The organism is Pseudomonas sp. SST3, from assembly GCF_003325755.1.
This window is the reverse complement of sequence record NZ_QORI02000011.1, coordinates 161,641-184,024: the sequence shown is the minus strand read 5'-3', so window position 1 is coordinate 184,024 and position 22,384 is coordinate 161,641. Positions and strand designations below refer to the sequence as shown.

19 protein-coding genes and 1 pseudogene are annotated in these 22,384 nt (G+C 62.1%); 4 read left to right on the top strand and 16 right to left on the bottom strand.

What is annotated here, in order from left to right; translation table 11 throughout:
• Positions 1–108: 108 nt before the first annotated feature.
• From DQ405_RS13640 to DQ405_RS13620, 5 genes are all read right to left on the bottom strand, one after another.
• Positions 109–1,314: a CaiB/BaiF CoA transferase family protein gene (locus DQ405_RS13640; RefSeq protein ID WP_168424713.1), complete on the bottom strand. Its 1,206-nt coding sequence runs from the start codon at positions 1,312–1,314 to the stop codon at positions 109–111.
• A 125-nt stretch (positions 1,315–1,439) separates the two neighbouring features.
• Positions 1,440–2,792: an MmgE/PrpD family protein gene (locus tag DQ405_RS13635; RefSeq protein WP_168424712.1), complete on the bottom strand. Its 1,353-nt coding sequence runs from the start codon at positions 2,790–2,792 to the stop codon at positions 1,440–1,442.
• On the bottom strand, positions 2,789–3,205 hold the full coding sequence (locus tag DQ405_RS13630; RefSeq protein ID WP_168424711.1) for a VOC family protein: 417 nt from the start codon (positions 3,203–3,205) through the stop codon (positions 2,789–2,791). The genes DQ405_RS13635 and DQ405_RS13630 overlap by 4 nt, the downstream gene beginning before the upstream one ends.
• A 122-nt stretch (positions 3,206–3,327) precedes the next feature.
• Positions 3,328–4,491, bottom strand: coding sequence for an acyl-CoA dehydrogenase family protein (locus DQ405_RS13625; protein WP_168424710.1), 1,164 nt, complete (start codon positions 4,489–4,491; stop codon positions 3,328–3,330).
• Between the two features lie 132 nt (positions 4,492–4,623).
• The gene (locus DQ405_RS13620; RefSeq protein WP_168424709.1) at positions 4,624–5,445 is read right to left on the bottom strand and encodes an FAS1-like dehydratase domain-containing protein; all 822 of its coding nucleotides are present in this window, start codon (positions 5,443–5,445) and stop codon (positions 4,624–4,626) included.
• A 124-nt stretch (positions 5,446–5,569) separates the two neighbouring features.
• On the opposite strand from DQ405_RS13620, the gene DQ405_RS13615 reads away from it, so the two are divergent.
• Positions 5,570–6,460: a LysR family transcriptional regulator gene (locus DQ405_RS13615; RefSeq protein ID WP_168424708.1), complete on the top strand. Its 891-nt coding sequence runs from the start codon at positions 5,570–5,572 to the stop codon at positions 6,458–6,460.
• Between the two features lie 280 nt (positions 6,461–6,740).
• Complete coding sequence (locus DQ405_RS13610; protein WP_168424707.1) at positions 6,741–8,048, top strand: MFS transporter; 1,308 nt, start codon at positions 6,741–6,743, stop codon at positions 8,046–8,048.
• Between the two features lie 86 nt (positions 8,049–8,134).
• Here DQ405_RS13610 and arfB read toward each other — a convergent pair whose 3' ends face one another.
• Entirely contained in the window at positions 8,135–8,548 is a 414-nt protein-coding gene (gene arfB, locus DQ405_RS13605; protein ID WP_168424706.1) for an alternative ribosome rescue aminoacyl-tRNA hydrolase ArfB, read from the bottom strand.
• A gap of 137 nt (positions 8,549–8,685) precedes the next feature.
• On the opposite strand from arfB, the gene DQ405_RS13600 reads away from it, so the two are divergent.
• Complete coding sequence (locus DQ405_RS13600) at positions 8,686–9,726, top strand: metal-dependent hydrolase (RefSeq protein ID WP_168424705.1); 1,041 nt, start codon at positions 8,686–8,688, stop codon at positions 9,724–9,726.
• On the opposite strand, the gene DQ405_RS13595 is transcribed toward DQ405_RS13600, so the two are convergent.
• The 8 genes and pseudogenes from DQ405_RS13595 to DQ405_RS13565 form a co-directional block, all read right to left on the bottom strand.
• Positions 9,713–11,038, bottom strand: coding sequence for an APC family permease (locus tag DQ405_RS13595; protein WP_168424704.1), 1,326 nt, complete (start codon positions 11,036–11,038; stop codon positions 9,713–9,715). The two genes, DQ405_RS13600 and DQ405_RS13595, sit on opposite strands and share 14 nt — an antisense overlap.
• A 181-nt stretch (positions 11,039–11,219) precedes the next feature.
• Positions 11,220–11,924 (bottom strand): methyl-accepting chemotaxis protein, encoded by a 705-nt coding sequence (locus DQ405_RS28565; RefSeq protein ID WP_446730880.1) that lies wholly within the window; start codon positions 11,922–11,924, stop codon positions 11,220–11,222.
• A 153-nt stretch (positions 11,925–12,077) separates the two neighbouring features.
• A pseudogene (locus DQ405_RS28560) lies at positions 12,078–13,106 on the bottom strand (methyl-accepting chemotaxis protein); the annotation flags it as partial.
• 224 nt (positions 13,107–13,330) lie between these two features.
• Positions 13,331–15,118 carry an ABC transporter ATP-binding protein gene (locus DQ405_RS13585; RefSeq protein ID WP_168424702.1) on the bottom strand — a complete coding sequence of 596 codons (1,788 nt, stop codon included), beginning with the start codon at positions 15,116–15,118 and terminating at the stop codon, positions 13,331–13,333.
• Positions 15,105–15,737, bottom strand: coding sequence for a DsbA family protein (locus DQ405_RS13580; protein ID WP_168424701.1), 633 nt, complete (start codon positions 15,735–15,737; stop codon positions 15,105–15,107). Before DQ405_RS13580 ends, DQ405_RS13585 begins: the two co-directional genes overlap by 14 nt.
• Positions 15,738–15,799: 62 nt before the next feature.
• A complete protein-coding gene (trhO, locus tag DQ405_RS13575) occupies positions 15,800–16,735 on the bottom strand; it encodes an oxygen-dependent tRNA uridine(34) hydroxylase TrhO (protein ID WP_168424700.1) in 936 nt (311 codons plus the stop codon).
• A gap of 133 nt (positions 16,736–16,868) precedes the next feature.
• On the bottom strand, positions 16,869–17,168 hold the full coding sequence (locus DQ405_RS13570; protein WP_168424699.1) for a BolA family protein: 300 nt from the start codon (positions 17,166–17,168) through the stop codon (positions 16,869–16,871).
• A gap of 15 nt (positions 17,169–17,183) precedes the next feature.
• The gene (locus DQ405_RS13565; protein ID WP_241729996.1) at positions 17,184–17,651 is read right to left on the bottom strand and encodes a DUF2059 domain-containing protein; all 468 of its coding nucleotides are present in this window, start codon (positions 17,649–17,651) and stop codon (positions 17,184–17,186) included.
• A 190-nt stretch (positions 17,652–17,841) separates the two neighbouring features.
• Between DQ405_RS13565 and DQ405_RS13560 the strand changes: the two genes are divergently transcribed.
• Positions 17,842–19,233 (top strand): class II fumarate hydratase, encoded by a 1,392-nt coding sequence (locus tag DQ405_RS13560; protein ID WP_168424698.1) that lies wholly within the window; start codon positions 17,842–17,844, stop codon positions 19,231–19,233.
• Between the two features lie 224 nt (positions 19,234–19,457).
• On the opposite strand, the gene DQ405_RS13555 is transcribed toward DQ405_RS13560, so the two are convergent.
• Positions 19,458–20,642: a thiolase family protein gene (locus DQ405_RS13555; RefSeq protein WP_168424697.1), complete on the bottom strand. Its 1,185-nt coding sequence runs from the start codon at positions 20,640–20,642 to the stop codon at positions 19,458–19,460.
• A 129-nt stretch (positions 20,643–20,771) separates the two neighbouring features.
• Positions 20,772–22,259: a polyphosphate:AMP phosphotransferase gene (pap, locus tag DQ405_RS13550; RefSeq protein ID WP_168424696.1), complete on the bottom strand. Its 1,488-nt coding sequence runs from the start codon at positions 22,257–22,259 to the stop codon at positions 20,772–20,774.
• Positions 22,260–22,384 lie beyond the last annotated feature (125 nt).

Here is a 22,384-nt window from a genome sequence, read left to right as displayed (position 1 = left end):
GCCGCACTGCGCGCTTTTTTGTAGGAGCGAGCTTGCTCGCGATCGAACGACAAGGTGAACCACCGCTGCTGCGGACCGGCTCTGACCGGCTGTTGCTCCGAGGGCCTGTCACACCGCACCCTGCGCGTGTAGGCGCTGTATGTCGTCCGGCCCATAGCCCAGTTCCGTCAACAGCGCATCGGTGTGTTGGCCGAGCGCGGGGATAGGGTCCATACGCGGCGTAAACGCGGCGTTACGTCCCGGCGGCAATAAGGCAGGCAGTCGTCCGGATGGGCTGTCCACTTCGCTCCAGCGTTGGCGGGCCTTGAGCTGTGGATGAGCCCAGACACCAGCCATATCGTTGACGTGAGCGTTGGCGATGGATGCTGCCTCGAGGCGCTCGATCAGCTGTTCAGCGGTGAGCGTCGAGAAGGTTTCGACGATGATGGCGCGCAGTACCTCGCGGTTCTCCGACCGCTTGAAATTGGCGGAAAAGCGTTCGTCATCCGCCAATCCAGGTTGCAGCAGCACCTTGTCGCAGAACATCCGCCACTCGCGTTCGTTCTGCAAGCCAAGCATCACGGTACCGCCATCGCCGGCGGGAAACGGTCCGTAGGGGTAGATGGTGGCGTGCGCAGCACCCGCACGCGGTGGTGGCGGCGCATTCTCATAGGCGTAGTACAGCGGGTAGCCCATCCACTCCACCAGGCTTTCCAGCATGGACACGTCGACGCGGCTACCCTCGCCCGTCTTGTCACGCAGCATCAATGCCGAAAGCACCCCGGTGTAGGCATACATGCCGGCGGCGATGTCGGCGATGGAACAACCGGCCTTGGCCATCTCGGTTTCACCCGGACCACCCGTGACGGAGAGAAATCCCCCCTCGCTCTGGATCAGCAGGTCGTAGGCCTTCTTCTGTTCGTAGGGGCCGCCTTCGCCGTAGCCGGAAATGTCGCAGACAATCAACCGTGGGAAGCGCTCGTGCAGCGCCTCGAATGACAGCCCCATTCGCGCCGCAGCGCCCGGCGCGAGGTTCTGCACCAGCACGTCGGCCTTTGCCAGCAGTTGCTCGAGCACGCCATCGGCGGCTTCGTGCTTCACGTCGAGGGTCAGACTCTCTTTCGAGCGGTTGGTCCAGACGAAGTGCGAGGCCAAGCCATCGACACGCTCGTCATAGCCACGGGCGAAATCACCGGAACCAGGGCGCTCGATCTTGATCACCCTAGCGCCCAGGTCCGCCAGTTGGCGCGTGCAGAACGGCGCGGCGATAGCGTGCTCGAGGCTGACCACGGTGATGCCATCGAGTGGGCGGGGTTTGGCTTTCGTGTCAGTCATGTTCGGTTCCTGCAAGTTCGGCGTAGGGTGGAAAACGGCAACGCCTTTTCCACGCGTCTGTTCAAGTCTCTGCGAAGGTGGCGCTGTTCTGGTAGATGAGGCTTCGCCGTCATTCACCCTACGACTCAGGCCAGCGTGTCCAGCTGCTGCAGCTCGCGCAACTGCCAGACCCTCTCGATCAAAGCGCCCGCCTCGTCCGCGCTGCGCGCATCGGAGAACTGCACCAAGCGGCGAAACTTGTCTTCCAGCTCGTCGCGGCTGAGGGTGTTTCCCGGATCGCCCTTGGGTTCGTCGATGGCCCCGCGCAAGGTTCGCCCATCGACGGTGTTCACCTCGATCCGGCCCAGCCAGCGCGCTGGATAAGCTCCGTCGACCTCAGCGTCGAGCCGCATCGACACCTTGTTGCGAAATGCCGCAACAGCCGGATCGGTCAAAGCGAGCGTGTGGAACTCCGGAAGCCCGGCCTTGCCGTACAGGGCGATCAACCCGAGCACGGTGCCCATGCTGAACTTGGCCTGGTGCACCGTCTGCGGCACCACCACCCGGCCGAGCACGTCGATAGCGCCCTGATGCACGCGGGTGGTGACGCTGGCGATGTCCTCTGCCTTGAGCCCTTCTCGCTGCATCAGCTCTAGCAAAGCATCGGCGGCCGGATGGGTATGACGGCACGAGGCGTGGTATTTGAAGGAGGTTTCCGCCAGCGCCCAGCGCGTGCCGAGGCGATCCGACAGCTTGCTCGGGTCGGCATCGCTGGACATTCCGGCCCCCATTCCCTGCTCGCCTTCGAGGATGTCCTGCGCCCCCGTCAGGCCGTCGGCGGTCAGGTAGGCGGCCAGCAGACCGTCAGCGGCAGCCTTGGCCGTATGCAGCTGTTTGGAGTCGGCAGCATCACGGAGAAACTCCCAGAGCCCCGCCGCCTGAGTGCCGGCACTGCCCAGCAAATGGGTGAACTGTTGCTGATCGAAATCCAGCAACTTGCCCACCGCCACCGCCGCAGCGAGGGTGCCGACCGTGGCGGTGGTATGAAAGATGCGGTAGTGCGAGCGACCAAGGAACTCTCCGATACGGATACCCGCCTCGTAGCCGGCGACCGATGCCAGCAGCAGGTCGCGGCCGGTTTTGCCGAGATCCTGGGCGGCGGCCAGTGCAGCGGGAAACACCACCGTTGCTGGGTGTAACACGGAGCTGTTGTGCAGGTCATCCTGCTCGACCAGATGAGAACTCGCGCCGTTCACCAGCGCGGCAAAATAGGCCGAGCTGCCGGTACGATTGACGAAGATCCGTGCCAGTCCATCAGCCGGGCCCATCCGGGCGGCATGGTGCTCGAACAACGGGATTGGATGGGAACCCGCGCTGGCCAGCGCCGAGCCGAGCCAGTCAAGAAAGAGGTCTTCGGTGCGCGCCAGCACCGCATCGGGGATCTGCTCGTAACGCAGCCCTGCGAGGAATTCGGTGAGCGCCTGGGTGTGTTGACTCATGACGCAGCCTCCAGTGGGTTGGTCGAGGGATTGGCCAGTCGGTTGGATAGCTCGATCAGATTGAAATCGGGATCGCAGACGTACACCGAGCGGATCGGGCCAGTCGCGCCGGTGCGCTGCACCGGCCCCTCGATGATCGCCACGCCTAAGCGCTCGAGATGCGCGACGACCTCGTCCAGCGGCGTTGCGACGATGAAGCAGAGATCCGCCGAGCCCGGCGTTGGCCGTTCAGCCTTAGGCTCGAACTCGCGACCGGCCTGGTGCAGGTTGATCTTCTGCTGACCGAAGGCCAACGCCTTGCGCCCTTCACCGAAGGTCACCTCCTGCATGCCAAGCACGCGGGTGTAGAAGTCCACCGTCGCCTCGATATCGGCGACGGTCAGGACCAGATGGTCGAGGTGGTCGATCTGCATGGCACCGCTCCTCCGTTGACGTTTTGCCCGCTTTGGTGGGCTGAAGCCCACCCTACGTTTGGCAGGTCGATAGAGTGGAAAACACGGGGCATTTTCCACGGATCGAACGCCTACGTGAGCCATCAGAACGAGCGCGGCAGTTCGAGTAGGTGTTCGGCCACATAAGACAGGATCAAATTGGTGGAGATGGGCGCCACCTGATACAGCCGGGTCTCGCGGAACTTGCGCTCGACGTCGTATTCGTTGGCGAAGCCGAAGCCACCGTGGGTCTGCAGGCAGGCGTTGGCTGCCTCCCAGGACGCTTTTGCCGCCAGATACTTGGCCATGTTGGCCGCAGCCCCGGCGTTGCGACCGCTGTCGTATTCCTCGCAGGCGCGCCAACGCATCAGGTCGGCGGCCTCGATCTCGATGTGCGCTTCGGCGATGGGGAACTGCACGCCCTGGTTCTGCCCGATCGGCCGGCCGAAGACCACGCGGTCGCGGGCGTACTGTGCGGACTTTTCGACGAACCAGCGGCCGTCACCGATACACTCGGCGGCAATAAGCGTTCGCTCGGCGTTAAGCCCATCAAGGATGTAGCGGAAACCTTTGCCCTCCTCGCCGATCAGGTTGCTGGCCGGAATTTCCAGGTTATCGAAGAACAGCTCGTTGGTTTCGTGGTTGACCATGTTGGCGATCGGCTGGACGGTCAGGCCGTTGCCGATGGCCTCGCGCAGGTCGACCAGGAAGATCGACATGCCTTCGGATTTTTTCTTCACCTCGGCCAGGGGTGTGGTGCGCGCCAGCAGGATCATCAGGTCCGAATGCTGAATGCGCGAAATCCAGACCTTCTGGCCATTGATCACATACTTGTCGCCCTGCCTGACCGCTGTGGTCTTGATCTTGGTCGTGTCGGTGCCGGTAGTCGGCTCGGTGACACCCATGGACTGCAGGCGCAGCTCACCGCTGGCAAGCTTCGGCAGGTAATAGCGCTTCTGCTCATCGCTGCCGTTTCGTAGCAGGGTGAACATGTTGTACATCTGCCCGTGCACGGTGCCTGAGTTGCCACCGCAACGGTTCACTTCCTCAAGGATTACCGAGGCCTCCGCCAGACCGAGCCCCGAGCCACCGTATTCTTCCGGGATCATCGCCGACAGCCAGCCGGCCTGGGTCAGCGCCGTCACGAAGGCTTCCGGGAAGCCCTTCTCTTCGTCGATCTTGCGCCAGTATTCGGCGGGAAATTCGGCGCAGAGCCCGCGGACACCTTCACGGATGGCGTTCAGCTCTTCGATCTTGTTCGGATTCATCTCGGTTCCTCGATTCTTTTCGTTGGTGCCGCATGCGCCGGTGGACCGGGGCGCATACCGTCGCCGTTCATATGCACCGCAATGCGCCAGCCGGTGGATCGATAAAGCGCGATCCAGCCGACACCGGTGCAATCATTCGAATTGCACTTCCGCTTTCTGTGCCAGACCGTTGTGGTCTCCGGCCCATAGCCCGGCTTCGCCGGGCGCAACGATGCGCCCGCCCACCTCGAAAGGCTGTGGCGCGATCAGGGGCCGCAGGCCGCGATATGCAAAGCGCTTGAGACGTGCCTCTGGATGGGCGCGGCAGAACGCGCGCAAGTTCAGCGTGGCGATCAATGGGCCATGCACGACGAGCCCCGGATAGCCTTCGGTCTCCGTAACGTAGGGCCAGTCATAGTGAATTCGATGTCCATTGAAGGTGACCGCCGAATAGCGGAACAGCAGCGTCGGGGACGGCGTCACCGCCTCGTGCCAATGGCCGGCGACCATAGGTTCGCCGCTGCTGGACTTCGGAGGGCTCGGCTCGCGGTAGACGATGTCCTGCTCCTCGCGGATCGCCAGTCGACCGTCCTGCATATAGTCGTGTTGCACGGTGACGAACAGGAGCGCGCCGGTTCGGCCGAGCTTTTCTTCGACCTGTTTGATGGTTGAAACGCGTGTGGCTTCAGCGCCCGCCGTGAGCGGCTCGAAGAACTCGACACGCCCTCCGGCCCACATGCGATTGCGATCGTCAGCCGGTGGCAGAAATCCACCCCTTGCCGGATGGCCGTCTTCACCCAGACCGCTTTCGGCAATCGGCTCTTGGAAGAAACACCACTGCCACAACGGCGGTAGCGCCTCACCGTGGGCCGGGGTCGCTTCGCCCAATGTCGCGGCAATCCGCATCAGCAAATTGCGGCTGAGCTGGTCATGGACCTCCTCGGTGCGGCCTATCCAGGCAGTTACGTCGGTCATCTCGGGCTCCGGCTGTCTTGTTTGGCCGTAGCATGCAACGCATGAGGCGTTCCGAGAATTTGCATTTACTGACACCAGCGTTCGGCTATGCTGAACGCCGTTTCTCCTCTTTCGAGCGTCTGGTATGCACTTCGATCTGGCCGATCTTCGCCTCTTCATTCATATCGCCGAATCGCCCAGCCTGACCCAGGGCGCGCGCCGTGCGCATCTATCGCCGGCGGCGGCCAGCACGCGCATCAAGGCGCTGGAGGGGCAGCTCGAGAGCCGCCTGCTTTATCGTGACAGCCGGGGTGTCGAGCTGACGCCGGCCGGACAGAAGCTGCTGCTGCATGCTCGGCTGATCATGCGTCAGGTGGAATACCTGAAAAGCGAATTCACCGAATACAGCACCGACTCGACCGGCCATATCCGCATCTTCGCCAATACGACGGCGGTGACGGAGTTTCTTCCCGAGATACTGGCGGGCTTTCTCGCGCAGCGCCCCGGCGTGACCGTGGATCTACAGGAGCGTCTGAGCCGTGACATCGTTCGGGGCGTGTTGGATGGCAGCACGGACATGGGCATCATCGCCGGGCCGGTGCAGGCCGAAGGGCTGCAGATCCTGCATTTCAGCACCGATCGTCTGCTGCTGGCCGTGCCACTCGGCCATCCGTTGTCGGCAGAAAAGCGAGTGACGCTGCGCCAGACCCTGAGCTATCAGCATATTGGTCTGCATGAAGGCAGCACGCTATTGACCTTTCTTCGCGATCAGGTGGAAAAGCTCGGCGGCGCCCTTTCACTGCGAATCCAGCTGTCCAGTTTCGAAGCCGTGTGCCGGATGATCGAGGCCGGTGTCGGCATCGGCATCATTCCAGAGTCAGCGGCACGCCGGCACAGCCGCACCATGCAACTGGCGCTGGTCGAACTGGACGAGCCTTGGGCGGTGCGCGAACGCAGCATTCTGATTCGCGACCTGGACGCCTTGCCCGGCAGCGTTCGGGTGCTAATCGCAACGCTTCTGCCAGGACAAACCTGAAAATTTGAGCCAAGCTTCGGATACGAACCGGCCAGCCTTGATCCGCTGTGGCCGTCAGGCCGCAAGCCTTAGCGGACGAAGGCAAGCGGCTGCGAGTGCTTCGCTGGAAAATGCGCTTCGTTTTGAATCCTCGGACAAAAATGCTGCCCAAGCTGCATGCACCGAACCCGTCTACGATCATTTATTAACGGTATTTCAGGTACTTACAGGTTATAACGGCAGGCGGCCCGTGGAAGGGCAGCCTGCTATCACGGATTTACTTGCTTAGGGTTGTTTGCCGATGACGTCCTTACTAGCCCCCATCAGCTCACTGCTGGGCGGCGTTGCATTCCTACTGCTCGGCCACGGACTGCTGAACACGTTGCTGACGCTCCGCGGCATTGCCGAGGGCTACTCCACCGGAATGATCGGTCTGCTGATGTCGGGATACTTCGCCGGCTTTCTGGTCGGCACCTGGCTCGCGCCTTCGCTGATCCGCCGCATCGGCCACATCCGTACCTTTGCGTTCTACGCAGCCCTGGCCTCGGTGGCCGTGCTGCTGCACGTATTGATCGTCAATCCTTGGGTTTGGCTGGTTCTGCGCCTGATGTACGGCGTGGCCCTGGTCACGCTCTATATGGTCATCGAGAGCTGGCTCAACGCCCAGGTCAGCGGCGAAAAGCGCGGTCAGGTGTTCGCGTTGTACATGGCCGTCAACCTCGGCTCATTGGCAGCCGCTCAGCAATTGCTGAGCCTCGACAGCCCGATGAATTTCACTCTGTTTGCCCTGGCAGCCATCCTCATAAGTGCCGCTCTGATGCCGATTACCCTGACCCGTCAGGCTCAGCCGGCACAACCCGACATGCCGGCCACCGACCTGCTGCAACTGGCACGTATCGCCCCGCTCCCCTTGATGGCTGCTGGCGTCTCGGGCCTGACGTTGGGCGGCTTCTGGGGGCTAGCGCCGGTCTACGCCTCGCAAAGCGGCTTCGATGCATCCGGCGTGGGCCTGCTGATGAGCGTTACCATTCTGGGAGGCGCCGTTCTGCAATGGCCGATCGGACTGTTTTCCGACAAGCATGACCGCCGTCTGGTGATGCTCTGGGTGGTGGCGATCGCTGCGATCCTTGGCGGCCTGATCACCCCGCTAACATCCGGCCCGTTACTGCTGGGGATGATGTTCCTGTGGGGCGGCCTGGCCTTTTCTATCTACTCCATTGCCGTAGCGCAGATGGTGGACCAGCTGCACCCGGACGAAATCCTCTCCGGCTCCAGCGGTCTGCTGTTGGCCAACGGCTTCGGCGCTGCCTTCGGCCCGGTGGCCGCCGGTGGCCTGATGAGCTTTTTCGGACCTAAGGCCCTGCCGGTTTTCTTCGCCGTGACCCTGGCGTTCCTGGCGATCTATTCCTACTTTCGCTCACGCCGGGTGTTCGATCTGGTTACCGAACCGCACGGCCACTTCACCCCGATGCTACGCACCAGTCATACCGTGCTGGAGCTGATGCCGGATACGCCGGAAGGCGAAACCACCGAGACGGAAGCCACCGAACCGGATCCAGACGACGTGATCGACGAAACGGTCGTCGAGCACCGTACCGGCACCCATTGAAGCGCTTTAACTAACCCCACGTCAGGGTGAGCGTGCCAGTAGCCAAAACACCGCAGCGCGGCCTGGCCGCTCACGCCAGGCAACGGCTAGAAATCGACCTTGCCGCGCCCGGCCTTGATCGCACCGCGCTTGCTCTTGCCCTCGAGGCGGCGCTTTTTTGAGCCCAGCGTCGGGCGCGTCGGGCGCCGCGCCTTTTCGACTTTTGCCACGCTGCGAATCAGTTCGGCCAGCCGCTCCAGGGCGTCGGCGCGGTTCTGCTCTTGGGTACGATACTGCTGTGCCTTGATAACGATGACGCCATCGCCGGTGATGCGGCTGTCACGCAGCTCCAGCAGGCGCTCCTTGTAGAAGGGCGGCAAGGAGGATGCATTGATATCGAAACGCAGATGCAATGCGCTGGATACTTTGTTGACGTTCTGTCCACCAGCGCCCTGAGCACGAATGGCGGTCAGTTCGATCTCGCTGTCGGCTAGCTGCACGCTGTTTGATATTTCCAGCATCGGACCCTTCGTGATCTTTCATCGACGCAACATTGTCCATGACCTGAATGGCACGGACACGTTTTATATGAATTTCGATTGTTTACCGGCCTGTCGCTTCAGCTAATGTAACCCTCCCCGCGACAATGGACGCGTTCATGGATTCGATTACCCAGGCGCTCCTCGGCGCCACTGTTCAAGCCTCCCTGCTGGGCCGCTGGCAAGGCCGCAAGGCGCTGCTTTACGGCGCGGTATTGGGTACCTTGCCCGATCTCGATGTAGTGATCGACTACGGCGATGCGATCGCCGACATGACCTATCACCGCGGCTTCAGCCACTCGCTGTTCATACTCAGCGTGCTGGCCGTCGCGCTGGCTTGGCTCGCGCGACGCATACGACCCGACCCGAACTATTCGGGCACGCGGCTATTTCTCACGATCTGGCTGGTGCTGGTGACACATGTGTTGCTGGACGCCTTTACCAGCTACGGCACTCAGCTGTTCTGGCCGCTGACCACGCCGCCGGTGGCCTGGTCCAGCGTGTTTATCATCGACCCGATGTATAGCGTGCCCTTGCTGCTGGCAGTGCTCGCCGGGGCGATATTCGGCCTGCAGGGGCGCGATGCGCGCTGGCCTACCCTGGCGTTGATCCTGTCGTCGCTGTACCTGGGTTTCACGCTGACCGGCAAGCAGATGGCCGAGCAGCGAGTGGAAGCTGCGATAGCCAGCCACGGCATCGAAGGCGCACAGGTATTCAGCACGCCAACGCCGTTCAATAGCCTCTTGTGGCGCGTCATTCTGGTGGACGGGGACGTCTACTATGAAGCCTTGGTCGGCTGGCTCGACGACAGTCCTCCGCAGCTGGTGCGCATCCCCCGAGGGGAGCGACTCGCCGCCCTGCTCACCGAATCACCGCAGCACGCACGCCTGCGGTGGTTCACCGGCGGGGTATTACGCTACGACGAGATCGAGGATCAGATTCTGGTCACCGACCTGAGGCTCGGCATGACCGGCTTCCATCCCTTTCGGTTTGCACTGGCTGAGCGCGACGGCGATGGCTGGCGACTGATTCCCCATGTCGAGCGATTGCCTGCCGAACGCGGCGATGCGGATCGGCTGAAGCAGATCTGGCAGCGCATCTGGCAGCAGCAGCCGGACCTGCCGCTCGCCGAGTGGGCGGCTGATCTCAATGGGCGCTAGCCCGGCGACGCTGCTGCCAACGGCCTAACACGTAACACACAGCGCCCAACGCCATCAACAAAGCGGCACGTAGCCAGGTGCCACCGCTCTGCTGGGACAGCAGAAGCAGACAGGAGCCGATCGCCAATACCGGCAGAACGGTCGGCGTCCGAAAATGCGGCTCGGCGACTTTGTCCCTGCGCAGCACCAGCACCGCTATGTTGGTGCTCATGAACACGAACAGCAGCAACAGCACCACGGTTTCCGCAAGGGCCGTCAACGTGCCGGTCACGGTGAGAATCATGGCCAGCAAGGTCGTCAGCACGATCGCCAACCAAGGCGTGCGTCGCTCCGCCAGTACGCGCGTCAGTATCGAAGGCAACAGCCCTTCATCGGCCATGCCATAGGCAAGACGGCTGGACATGATCATAGTCAGCAGCGCCCCGTTGGCAACGGCGACCAGGGCCACCGCAGCGAACAGCCAGTCCGGCACGGCATAACCAGTGGCTCGCACCACATCCAGCAGTGGTGCAGAAGACTCCGCCAGCACATCGGGCGGAAGCACGGCGGTCGCGGCGATCCCTACACCCACGTAAACCAACCCGGCGACCAGCAGCGCACCGAACAGCGCACGTGGATAGTTGCGTTGGACGTTCTGGACCTCTTCTGCCACGTTAGCTGACACCTCGAAGCCAACGAACGAATAAAAGGCGATCAGCGCCGCACCGAGAACGGCGATGGCTGGAGAGACGCCCGGGGCGAATTGCACTATCCGAGACGGCTCGCCCTGGCCACCCATGATGAATCCGGCTGCCAGGATCACCACGACCAACAGGCCTGATACTTCGATTACCGTCATCACCCCATTGGCGCCCAGCGACTCTCTGATGCCCCGTGCGTTTAGCAAGCCGATCACCGTCAGGAAAACCAACGCCATCGGTATTGCCGGTGTGTTGAGAAATGCGCCGAGATAGTCGCCTGCAAACGCCAATGACAGCCCCGCCGCGCTGGTAACGCCAGCAGCCAGCATGCAGAAGCCGACCAAAAACGACACCAGCGGCATGCCGAACGCACGCTCGGCAAACACCGCCGCACCACCCGCCTTCGGGTACTTGGTGACGAGTTCGGCATAGGATGCTGCGGTGAGCATGGCGAAACCCAGGGCGACCAGCAGCGGCACCCAGACCGCGCCGCCTGCCTCGCCGGCCATCTTGCCGACCAGGGCATAGACGCCGGCGCCCAGCACATCGCCGAGAATGAAGAGAAACAGAGCCGGCCCCGTAATCGCGCGCCGCAGACGGGATTCTCCAGTGACGGACACAGTGGTTTTCATGGACGACGATCCCCCAACTCGACGACAGCGGTCGCACTCACAGTGGATGCTATTGAGCGCACTCCAGACGCGAGGCGATGGCCGCATTGTTGTTCTAGATAGGCGCGGTCTGCGGGAGTTCAGCGCTCAAACGCAAAAGCCCCGGCGCTTGGCCAGGGCTTTTGGATCTCACGCAATGGCGTCAGGTGCGGAATCGGGCAACCAGTCCCTGCAGCTCGACACCGAGGCGAGCCAACTCGGCGCTGGCGCCAGCGGTCTGCTCGCTACCGCTGGCACTCTGCTCGCCGATGTCACGCACTCGGGTCACGCTCTCCGAAATGTTTTCAGCGACGGCACTCTGCTCCTCGGCAGCCGCGGCGATCTGCTGGTTCATCTGCTCGATGGTGGATACCGATTCGGTGATGCGTCCAAGCGCAATACCAGCTTCACCGGCCAGATCCACCGTACGTTGGGTCAGGTCACGGCTGGTCTGCATCTGCTCGACGGCCTTCTGCGCGACCCGCTGAAGATTGCCGATCAGGCCTTCGATCTCTTCGGTGGAATCATGGGTGCGACGTGCCAGCGCGCGAACTTCATCGGCCACCACGGCGAAACCGCGGCCTTGCTCGCCCGCTCGTGCGGCCTCGATCGCGGCGTTCAGCGCCAGCAGGTTGGTCTGCTCGGCAACCGCGCGAATTACTTCCAAGACGCTGCCGATACGCCCGCTCTCGGTATTCAGCTCTTCGATGGCATGGGCCGAGTGCTCCACTTCGCCGGACAGGCTGTCGATCTGTCCGATGGCTTCCTTGACCACCAGATCGCCTTGGCGGGCCTGCTGGTCAGCCTGGCGCGCGGCCGACGACGCCTGTTCGGCATTCTGCGCAACTTCTTGCACAGTCGCGGCCATCTCATGCATGGCGGTGGCAACCTGATCGGTCTCCTCCCGCTGCTTCTGCACACCAACACTGGTCTGCGCAGTGACGGCGGACAGTTGCTCCGCCGCTGCGGCGATTTGTCCTACGCTGCCACTAATACGGCCAATCAAGGTGCGCAGGCTATCGGTCATGCCGTACATGGCCTGCTGCAATTGACCCAGTTCATCGCGGCGCGTAACCGCCTCCGATTGAGTGAGATCGCCGTCGGCAACCCGCTGCGCCAACTGCACGGTGTAACGCAGCGGCACTACGATCATGCGCGAAATGACGGTAGCCGCCACCAGGCCGAGGATCACCGCCAGTCCGGTAATAATGGTGAGCAGCAAGTAAGCACTGCTGCGCTGGTCCTGCATCGCTTCGTTGGCAGACGCCAGCGCCTGGTCGGCGGTGTCCAGTACCCGCTGTGCCTGGGCGATCATCGCGCCCTCCAACGCAATCCGCTCCGCGCGGTTACGACGGAACTCGGCAAACGCCTGCTCATAGGTGGCCAGGGCATCAAGGGCACCATCCATCGTGGCTTTTTGCTCGTCGTTGAGCCAGGTCTTGAGGCTATTGCCGATCGTGGTTACATCCGTATAGACCTCAGCCCAGCTATCGACGGCCTCCTGAGAGTTGTTCCCGAGAAAAACGCTCTCGAACGTGCGAAGGTCCAGAATACGCTTGGTCAGACCGGAAGCCGCTTCGGCGATGGTCAGCGGATCACTGCCTTTGAGATGATCGCCTTCCAGGCGCAGTACACGCACCGCGTCGTACATGTCAAGTTCAATGTATTCGAACTCCTCCCGACTCTTCTGCGCCGCGTCGGCCATACGCGCACGCAGCTCAACGCCCTTGCGGATCAACACGCGATAGTCCGCGAACTGCCTCGCATAGTCCGCAGCATCGCTGCGAATCTGCTGGAGCAGCGCCTGCTCCTGCGCATCGGAAATCTCGGAAAGATCGTCCAGCTCCTGGTTGAGCTGGTCCAGTGTGGCGCTCAACGCCGAAGCGGACGTGTCGCTGCGGGTCAGGGCGTAGTCACGTTCCTGCCCCCTCGCATCGAGAATCGCGGCGTTGATGGCCGCCAACTGATTCGTCTGAGCTGAGCGAGTCACGATCGAGTCCACGGCGAAAAAGCCCGTACCGGCAACGCCCAGGGTCAGCAACAACACCATGGCAAAGCCAAGCAGCAGCTTTTTGCCCACGGAAAGGTTGGCGAATATATCGACAGACTGCATCAGAAAATCCCTAGAAAAATAAGCGCACGTCATGGAGTCGGCCGCGGCCGGCCAAAGTTGAGTGCGAAAAACTGAACGATTCGCGCGGACCATGATAGCCAATCGCCAGCCACTCGTCCGCACGATTGGATAACTCGAAGGCTGCGCCGGGGAAACCCTGGTCAATGCTGCTGCAGGTGCCCGTATAGCTTGGCGTAGAGCCCGCCGTCAGCGATCAGCTGTTGATGGTCGCCCTGCTCGGCGATGCGCCCGCCGTCGAATACCAGGACCCGGTCAGCCTGCTTCACGGCCGATAAGCGGTGGGCGATGATCAGCGTGGTGCGCCCTTGCAGAAACCGGTTCAGGCCTTGATGCAGCGCATACTCGGTGGCGGCATCCAGGGCGGAGGTCGCCTCGTCGAGAATCACCACTTTGGGTTCCGCCAAGACCATCCGGGCCACTGCCAAGCGCTGCCGTTGGCCACCCGACAGGCGCACCCCGGAACGGCCAACGATACTATCGAGCCCCGCCGGCAACTGACGGATGGTATCGGCCAGCTGCGCGATTTCTAGCGCCTGCCAGCAAGCCTGGTCATCGCGTTCGCGTCCCATCAGCAGGTTGGCGCGCACCGTGTCATTGAACAGGGCCGGATGCTGTAGCACCACCGCGACGTTATCGCGCACCGTGCCCAGGCCGATGTTCTGTATATCGACTCCGGCGAAGCGAATCTGCCCTGCCTGCGGCTGGTACAGGCCCAGCAGCAGCTGCACCAGGGTGCTCTTGCCACCACCGCTGGCGCCGACGATGGCGACCTTCTCTCCTGCAGCGATCGACAGGTCCAGGCCTTCGAGCACCGGCTCGTCCTGATAGGAGAAACACAGCCCGCGCACTTCGATATCGGCAGTCTCCCGCCCCGCGAACGGGTCTTGTCCGCCGACATATTGGGGCTCATCGGCACGTGCCAGTAGCTGATTGATACGACTGAGCGCACCGCCAGCGGCGTAAAAAGCGTATTGAAGATTGAGCAGTTGCTCTACCGGCCCGATCATGAACCAGAGGTAGCTGAACACCGCGAGCATCTGGCCGATCGACAGATCGGAGAACAACACAGTAAGCATCGCCGCGGCACGAAAGATGTCGATTCCGAACTGGAACAGCAGACCGCTGGCGCGGTTGGAGGCGTCGGTCTTCCATTGCGACGCCACCGCATAGTCGCGTACCTCACGCGCGCGCAGACCAAGGCGGCCGAGAAAGAAGCCTTGGCGGTTGCCGGCACGAACTTCCTGAATGGCGTCCAGGGTTTCGGTGAGCGCCTGGGTAAACAGCGAGGTGCTGTCATTCTCCAGTTTCTTCAGATGTTTGACGCGCTTGCCCAACTGTACCGTGGCGTAGATCACCAGCGGGTTGAACAACAGAATCAGCAACGCCAGCTGCCAGTGCATCCAGACCAGGATTGCGGCCGTACCGGCTATCGACAGCACCGCCACCAGCAGCCGGCTGAGCGTTTCGCCGATGAACTTGTCGATGGTCTCCAGATCGGTGACCAGATGCGCGGCGACCGTTCCACCACCAAGGCTTTCGTACTCGCTCAGCGCGATGCGTTTGAGGCGTTCAATCAGGCGTACGCGGATGCGATAGACCAAATCCTTCGACAGCCTGGCGAACAGGCGCGCTTGCAGTACGTTGAAGACCAGCGCCAATGCCCGGAGCAGCAGCGTCACGCAGAGCATCAATGCGATATAGCCGAACGCGGTCTGCCACTCGGCTGGCAGGAAGCGATCCATGATCTGCAGCGCGGTGTCGCCCTGCCCCAGCAGCACCTCATCGACCAGCAGAGGCAGCAACAAGGGGATCGGCACGCTGCACAGGGTCGCCAGCACGGCGACCAGGTTGGCAAGGATCAGCGCCTTGCGATGATGCAGCGCGAGGCGACGGATCTCTGCCCAGCTGAGCTGATCAGGCACTGACATTGTGCTCCAACCAACGATTCAGCAGAGGCAAGAGCGCTTCGAGAGGCTGATAGCCGTTGGTCAACAGGGCGAGCTGGCCATTGTGCTCAGCGAGCAAAGTCGGGAAGCCGGCAATGCCCAGATTGCGCGCCCAGTCGAAATCCGCAGTGGTGGCGTCGCGGATGGCCTGAGAATCGAAACGGTCGGCGAATTCCGCACGGGGTAGACCGGACTTTTCGGCCAGATCGAGCAGTTCCGGCGGCAAGGTGACGTTACGCCCTTCGACATAGAAGGCGTGCTGGATCAGGCCTGCGAGGGTCCAGCTCTCTTGCGCATCGAGACTGCGCGCCGCCACCAGTGCGCGGCAGGCGGGCTCGGTGTCGTAGACCAGGCCTTCCGGCAATCCAGCATCGAAGTTGAACGGCTGCCCGCTCGCTTCATGCACCGCGTGCCAGTACGACGCAGTCCGTTCGCGCCCGGCCTGATCCATGGCGATGCGCTCCTGTCGCAGGCCGCCGACCACCAGATCGGCACCCACACCCTGAGTCTGCGCTCGAGCAATCAAGGCTTGTACCACGGGCGCAAAGCCCCAGCACCATGAGCACATCGGGTCCATCACATATATCAGTCGGGTACGCATCGGGGCTCCGGTTATCGAGTGGAGCGCAAACTGCGCACCGTCATCTGGCCAAGCGGCCTCAGCTACGCGCCCTGCTTGCGGTAGTTATGACCGATCGGGTGCGGCTGGTTGCGCTTGAGCGCCAGCTCGATCTGCTTCTGCCGCTCGCGGGCGCTGGTACGGGTCTTCTCGCTGAGGGTGTTCCAGCAATGCGGGCAGCTGATACCTGGAGCGTAGTGCTCCGATTGCCGGTCCTCCAGCGAGATCGGCGTACGGCAGGCATGACACTGGTCGAAGTCGCCTTCGCTGAGATCGTGCCGCACGGTCACGCGGTTGTCGAAAACGAAACAATCGCCGCGCCAGCGCGTCTCCTCCTGCGGCACTTCTTCGAGGTATTTGAGGATGCCGCCCTTGAGGTGATAGACCTCCTCGAACCCTTCACCCAGCATGTAACTGGAAGCCTTCTCGCAGCGGATGCCGCCCGTGCAGAACATCGCGACCTTCTTGTGCTTGGCCGGGTCGTAGTGCGCCTTGATGTACTCGGGAAACTCACGGAACGACTTGGTCTGCGGATCGACCGCCCCTTCGAAGGTGCCGATAGCCACTTCATAATCGTTGCGGGTGTCGATCAACAGCACCTCGGGGTCATCGATCAGCGCGTTCCAGTCCTGCGGTTCGACGTAGGTGCCGACACGCTGATTGGGGTCGACGCCCGGCACGCCCAGGGTAACGATTTCCTTCTTCAGCTTGACCTTGGTGCGATAGAACGGCTGTTCGTCGCAGTAGGATTCCTTGTGGTCGATGTCGGCCAGGCGCCTATCGGTGCCAAACCAGGCGAGCAAGGCGTCGATGCCCTCTCGGCTGCCGGATACCGTGCCATTGATGCCTTCTTCGGCGAGCAGCAAAGTACCTTTGATACCGTTGGCGTTGAGGATTTCGAGCAGGGGCTCACGCAACGCGACGTAGTCCGGCAGGGAGACGAACTTGTACAGCGCCGCGACGACGATGTTCTGGGTCATGCGGGTAATTTCTCCAGTGGTCACCCACGTAAAGGGCGGACCGGGAATGCGAAAACGGCAACGCCGGCGTGAGCCGGCGCGGCGCGCATTCTATCAATAAACGAGCGTCATGCTTCAAGCGCCAGCTGGCGGCTTACTTATGGCCGCCCGCGCAGACCGGCGAATCGGGCGCGGCGCCCTGCTCGGCCCATTCTTCGGGGGTATAGGTGTGTAGCGCGAGGGCATGTATCTGCTGCATCAGCTCGCCCATGGCGGCGTAGGCCTTCTGATGACGCTTGACGGCATTGAGCCCGGCGAATTGCTCGCTGACAATCACCGCCTTGTAGTGGGTTTCTTGGCCACGGCTGTGCATGTGGCTTTCATCCAGCACCTGCAGGAACACCGGTTGCAAGGCGGCTTCCAGTGCGTTTTCGATCGAGAATAGTTTGGACATGCCTGGCAGGCTCCCTCAAGGCTTCTTCTGGGTATCGAGTTCGGCTGTCATTTCAGCCAGTAATTTGTTCACCTGCGGTACGGCGCTCTCCAGCTTACTCTGGGTCACCTGCGCCGAGCGGGCGTTGAGCTGTGGTAGCTGCGTGAGCATCTTCTTGCCCAGTTCAGATTCGTAGAATTCGTTCAGCTGATCGAGCTCCGGTTCGCTGAAGGTCTCGGTGTACAGCGCCACCAGGTCGGGCTTGACCTGCTCCCAGCCGATCGCCTTGTCGAGCGCAGCGTCGGCCTTCGATTGGTAGCTCTCCAGCAGCCCACGCTTGCTCTCCGGCGCCTGGGTCTGCTCGAACCGCTCGGCAAACATCTGCTGCACCTGGGCATACACCGGGACCGCGATGCGATCGGCGTTGACCAGTTCGAGAAAGCGCTCGGCCTGAGCCGCATGGCTAGCGCTGTCGGCGTTGGCCTGACCAGCGAGCAGCGCCATCGACAGCGCGCCACACAGACCGAATGTATTGAGAATGTGCATTAGGTGATCCTTGCCGAACGATAGATGAGCCTCAATGGACACATTCTGCGCGCGGAGTTCCAATCGCTCAAGGAACAGCCAAGCAGCGGATTGAACCAGTGTCGTCAGCCGACGACCTAACAGGAAGACCTCATCGATGGAGTACGGCATGACACGCACCGAAACCGACAGTCTGGGCCCAGTGGAAGTGCCGGAACAGGCTTACTGGGGCGCGCAGACTCAGCGCTCGTTGATCAACTTCGCCATTGGCGATCAACGCATGCCGCTGGCCGTATGCCATGCGCTGGCCCTGATCAAAAAGGCCGCAGCCCGCGTCAACGACCGTATCGGTGACTTGCCGCCCGACATTGCGCGCCTGATCGAGCAGGCAGCCGATGAAATCCTTCATGGCCAGCACGATGATCAGTTCCCGCTGGTGGTCTGGCAGACCGGAAGCGGCACCCAGACCAATATGAACGTCAACGAGGTGATCGCCGGTCGCGCCAACGAGCTGGCCGGTGGCACCCGCGGCGGCAAGAGCCCGGTGCATCCCAACGACCACGTCAACCGTGCGCAGAGTTCCAACGATTGCTTCCCGACGGCCATGCACATCGCCATTGCCCGCGCCGTCCACCACGATTTGCTGCCGGCGATCGCCGAGCTGTCCGGCGGCATCGCCGAGCAAGCGGCGCGCCACGGGCAGTTGGTCAAAACCGGCCGTACCCACTTGATGGACGCAACGCCAGTGACCTTTGGCCAGGAACTGTCGGGCTTCGTCGCCCAACTGGACATAGCCGAAGAAGCGATCCGCCACACACTGCCCGCAGTATTCGAACTGGCTCAGGGCGGTACGGCAGTGGGCACCGGGCTCAACGCACCGCACGGATTTGCCGAAGCGATCGCAGCGGAGCTGGCCGCGCTGTCTGGTCTGCCGTTCGTCTCTGCCCCGAACAAGTTCGCCGCGCTGTCCGGGCATGAGCCGCTGGTCGCCCTCTCCGGCGCGCTGAAAGCCTTGGCCACGGCGCTGATGAAAATCGCCAACGACCTGCGGCTACTGGGCTCGGGACCGCGTGGGGGCTTCGCCGAAGTCCGCCTGCCAGCCAACGAACCAGGCAGCTCGATCATGCCGGGCAAGGTCAACCCGACCCAATGCGAGGCGCTGTCGATGCTCGCCTGCCAAGTGATGGGCAACGACGTGACGGTCGGCTTTGCCGCCAGTCAGGGACATTTGCAACTCAACGTGTTCAAGCCGGTGATCGTACACAACATGCTCGAATCCATTCGCCTGCTGGCCGACGGCTGCCGCAACTTCAACACTCATTGCATTGTCGGGATGGAGCCGGATGCCGCGCGCATGGCAGAGCACCTGGAGCGCGGTTTGATGCTGGTGACCGCGCTGAATCCGCACATTGGCTACGACAAGGCCGCTGAGATTGCCAAGAAGGCCTACGCCGAAGGCTCCACTTTGCGTGAAGCCGCGCTGGAACTCGGATATCTGACGGACGAGGAGTTCGATCAGTGGGTGCGGCCGGAAACCATGCTGGAAACCAGCCGTGGCTGAACGGTCGGTGGGCTGAAGCCCACCCTACGAATCGAGGATGGCAGGGCTGAAGTGTCGTAGGAGCTTCAGCCCAACAAATGCGTGGCGCGGGTTGAGGGGAAGGCCATCATTCGTGTCATTGCGGTGGGCTGAAAGCCCACCCTACCGAACATGCGAGACCGTAGGGTGGGCTTCAGCCCACCGATACGTCACCGCACGCTCCAATTGAGGGCTTGCCTCTGCCTTCAGCGCACCGCCTCGAACAACCCCGACGCCCCCATGCCGCCCCCGACGCACATGGTCACCACCCCATAACGCAGATTGCGACGCTGCAGCTCACGAATCAGATGACCAGCGGTACGCGATCCGGTCATGCCGAACGGGTGGCCGATGGAAATCGAGCCGCCGTTGACATTGAATTTCTCGTTGTCGATCTCCAGCGTGTCGCGGCAGTACAAGCACTGCGACGCGAAAGCCTCGTTCAACTCCCACAGGTCGATGTCGCTGACTTGTAGCCCTTTGGCCTTGAGCAAACGCGGCACCGAAAAGACCGGGCCGATGCCCATCTCTTCAGGCTCGCAGCCAGCTACGGTGAAGCCGCGGAAAAAGGCGCGTGGCTTGAGGCCCAGCTCCAGGGCTTTGTCCAGGCTCATCACCAATGTCATCGAGGCACCGTCGGAGAGCTGCGAGGCGTTGCCGGCGGTCACCGAACCGTCTTCAGCGAATACCGGTTTGAGGCCCGAGAGGCTTTCCAGCGTGGTGTCCGGGCGGTTGCAATCGTCACGATCGACCACGCCTTCGTGCTCGGTGCGCTCGCCAGTGGCCTTGTCCTCGGTGAAATAACGGACGTTCATCGGTACGATTTCGTCCTGGAACAACCCTTCGGCCTGCGCGCGGGCGGTGCGCTGCTGGCTTTGCAGCGAATAGATGTCCTGCTGCTCGCGGGTCACGTTGTAGCGACGCGCGACCATCTCGGCGGTCTGGCCCATGCTGTGATAGAGACCGGGTACGCGCTCCTGCAGGATCGGGTTGTACAGGTTGTCGGTGTTCTTGCTCTTGGCCGTCATGGTGATGGATTCGACCCCGCCGGCGACGATAATGTCGCTGCAGCCGGAGGCGATCTGGTTGGCGGCAATGGCGATCGACTGCAGGCCGGACGAGCAGAAGCGATTGAGCGTCATGCCCGCGCACTGAATGCCCAGGTTCGATAGCACCGCCACGTTGCGGCCGATGTTGTAGCCCTGCGCGCCCTCGTTGGAGCCGGCGCCAACAATGCAATCCTCGACCAGTTTGGGGTCCAGGTTGTTGCGCGACAGCAACGCGTTGACGCAATGGGCCGCCATGTCGTCAGGGCGGGTCATGTTGAACTTGCCGCGGAAGGACTTGGCCAGGCCGGTCCGTACGCTGTCGACGATCACTACTTCACGCATGGCATACCTCGAGTTGTTGGACAGGTCACGATGGCAGCGACCTGATTGTTGACGGTTGCCCGAGCATAGTTCCGGCGCTTCGCCAAAGGCGACGACCATTCAGCGGGGATATGGTCGACCATCGTTCTGTCACTTTTCACCAATGGCAGCCGCCAGCGCATCGTTGAGGGTACGCAGCACCTTGACCCTGGCGAAGCGCTTGTCGTTGGCTTCCACCAACGTCCAGGGCGCGATATCGGTACTGGTGCGATCCACCATATCCGCCACCGCATGCCCGTAGTCCTCCCACTTGTCGCGGTTGCGCCAGTCTTCTTCGGTGATCTTGAAGCGCTTGTGCGCGGTGTTTTCGCGCTCCTTGAAGCGCTCCAGCTGCGTTTCCTGGTCGATAGACAGCCAGAACTTGACCACCACCACGCCGGCGTACACGAGCTGCTCCTCGAAATCGTTGATTTCGGTGTAGGCACGCAGCCACTCATCCGGGCGGCAGAAGCCTTCGACCCGCTCGACCAACACGCGGCCATACCAGGAGCGGTCGAAAATCGTGAACTGTCCGCGCGCCGGCACGTTGCGCCAGAATCGCCATAGCCAGGGCTGAGCACGCTCGTCCTCGCTCGGCGCGGCGATCTGCACCGTCCGATACAGGCGCGGATCCAATGCACCCGTCACACGGCGGATGGCGCTCCCCTTGCCCGCCGCGTCGTGGCCTTCGAACAAGGCCAGCACACCACGCTTGCGCAGGCGCCGGTCACGCAGCAACTGGGACAGGCGTGCCTGCTCCTGGACCAACAAATCCTTGTATTCATCCTTGCCGAGCTTCTGATCAAGATCGAGGCTGCCAAGCAGGCTCATATGATCATTGTTCAGGTCGACCGGAGCCGCATGCGGCTGCAAGGATGGCCGGTCGGCCGCATCCAGCGCGGCATTGAGCCCTTCAAGCAGTAGCCGCCCTGCGGTCAGGCTGCGATAGCGCTCATCGCTCCCTTCAATGACATACCAGGGCGCAAAGTCCCGGCTGCTGCGGCGCAGGATGAGCCCACCATGCTTGACGAACCGGTCATAAGTCTTCGATTGCTGCCAATCCAGTGGGCTGATCCGCCAGCTGTGCAAGGGGTCGTCCTTCAGCGAATCCAGGCGCTTCATCATCTGTTTCTTTGACAGATGAAACCAGAACTTGAAGATCAGCATGCCTTCCTTGCAGAGCATCCGTTCCATGCGCTGGGCGCGGTCGATCGCCAGCTCCAACTCGGAGCTCTTGATACGCCCGTGGACACGGTCCTCGAGCATCTTGCTGTACCAGTTGCCGAAGAAGATGCCGGTCTGCCCCTTGGGTGGCAGGCGCCGCCAGTAACGCCAGGCAGGCGGGTGCGAGAGTTCCTCGTCGGTCGGCACATCGAAACTGTCGACGCGGATCAGTCGCGGGTCCATCCATTCGCTGAGCAACTTGATCGTCTCGCCCTTGCCCGCGCCCTCGATCCCGTTGATCAGGATCAGCACGGGAAACCGCGCCTGCTCTCGCAGTCGGTACTGTGCATCCAGCAGTGCTTCGCGCAGGACAGGAACCTCGAGGTTGTAGGTTTCCTTGTCGATGGTGTGGCCGATTTCCGCGGATTCGAACATCGTGCTCTCCCTTAAAGAACGGCGGTGGTAGGCCCTGGAACGCCACCATACTCATGGCGATCGACGTATCGTGATCAGCGGCCATGCAGAGCGCGATACACCCAGCGCATATCGATGCGACAAAG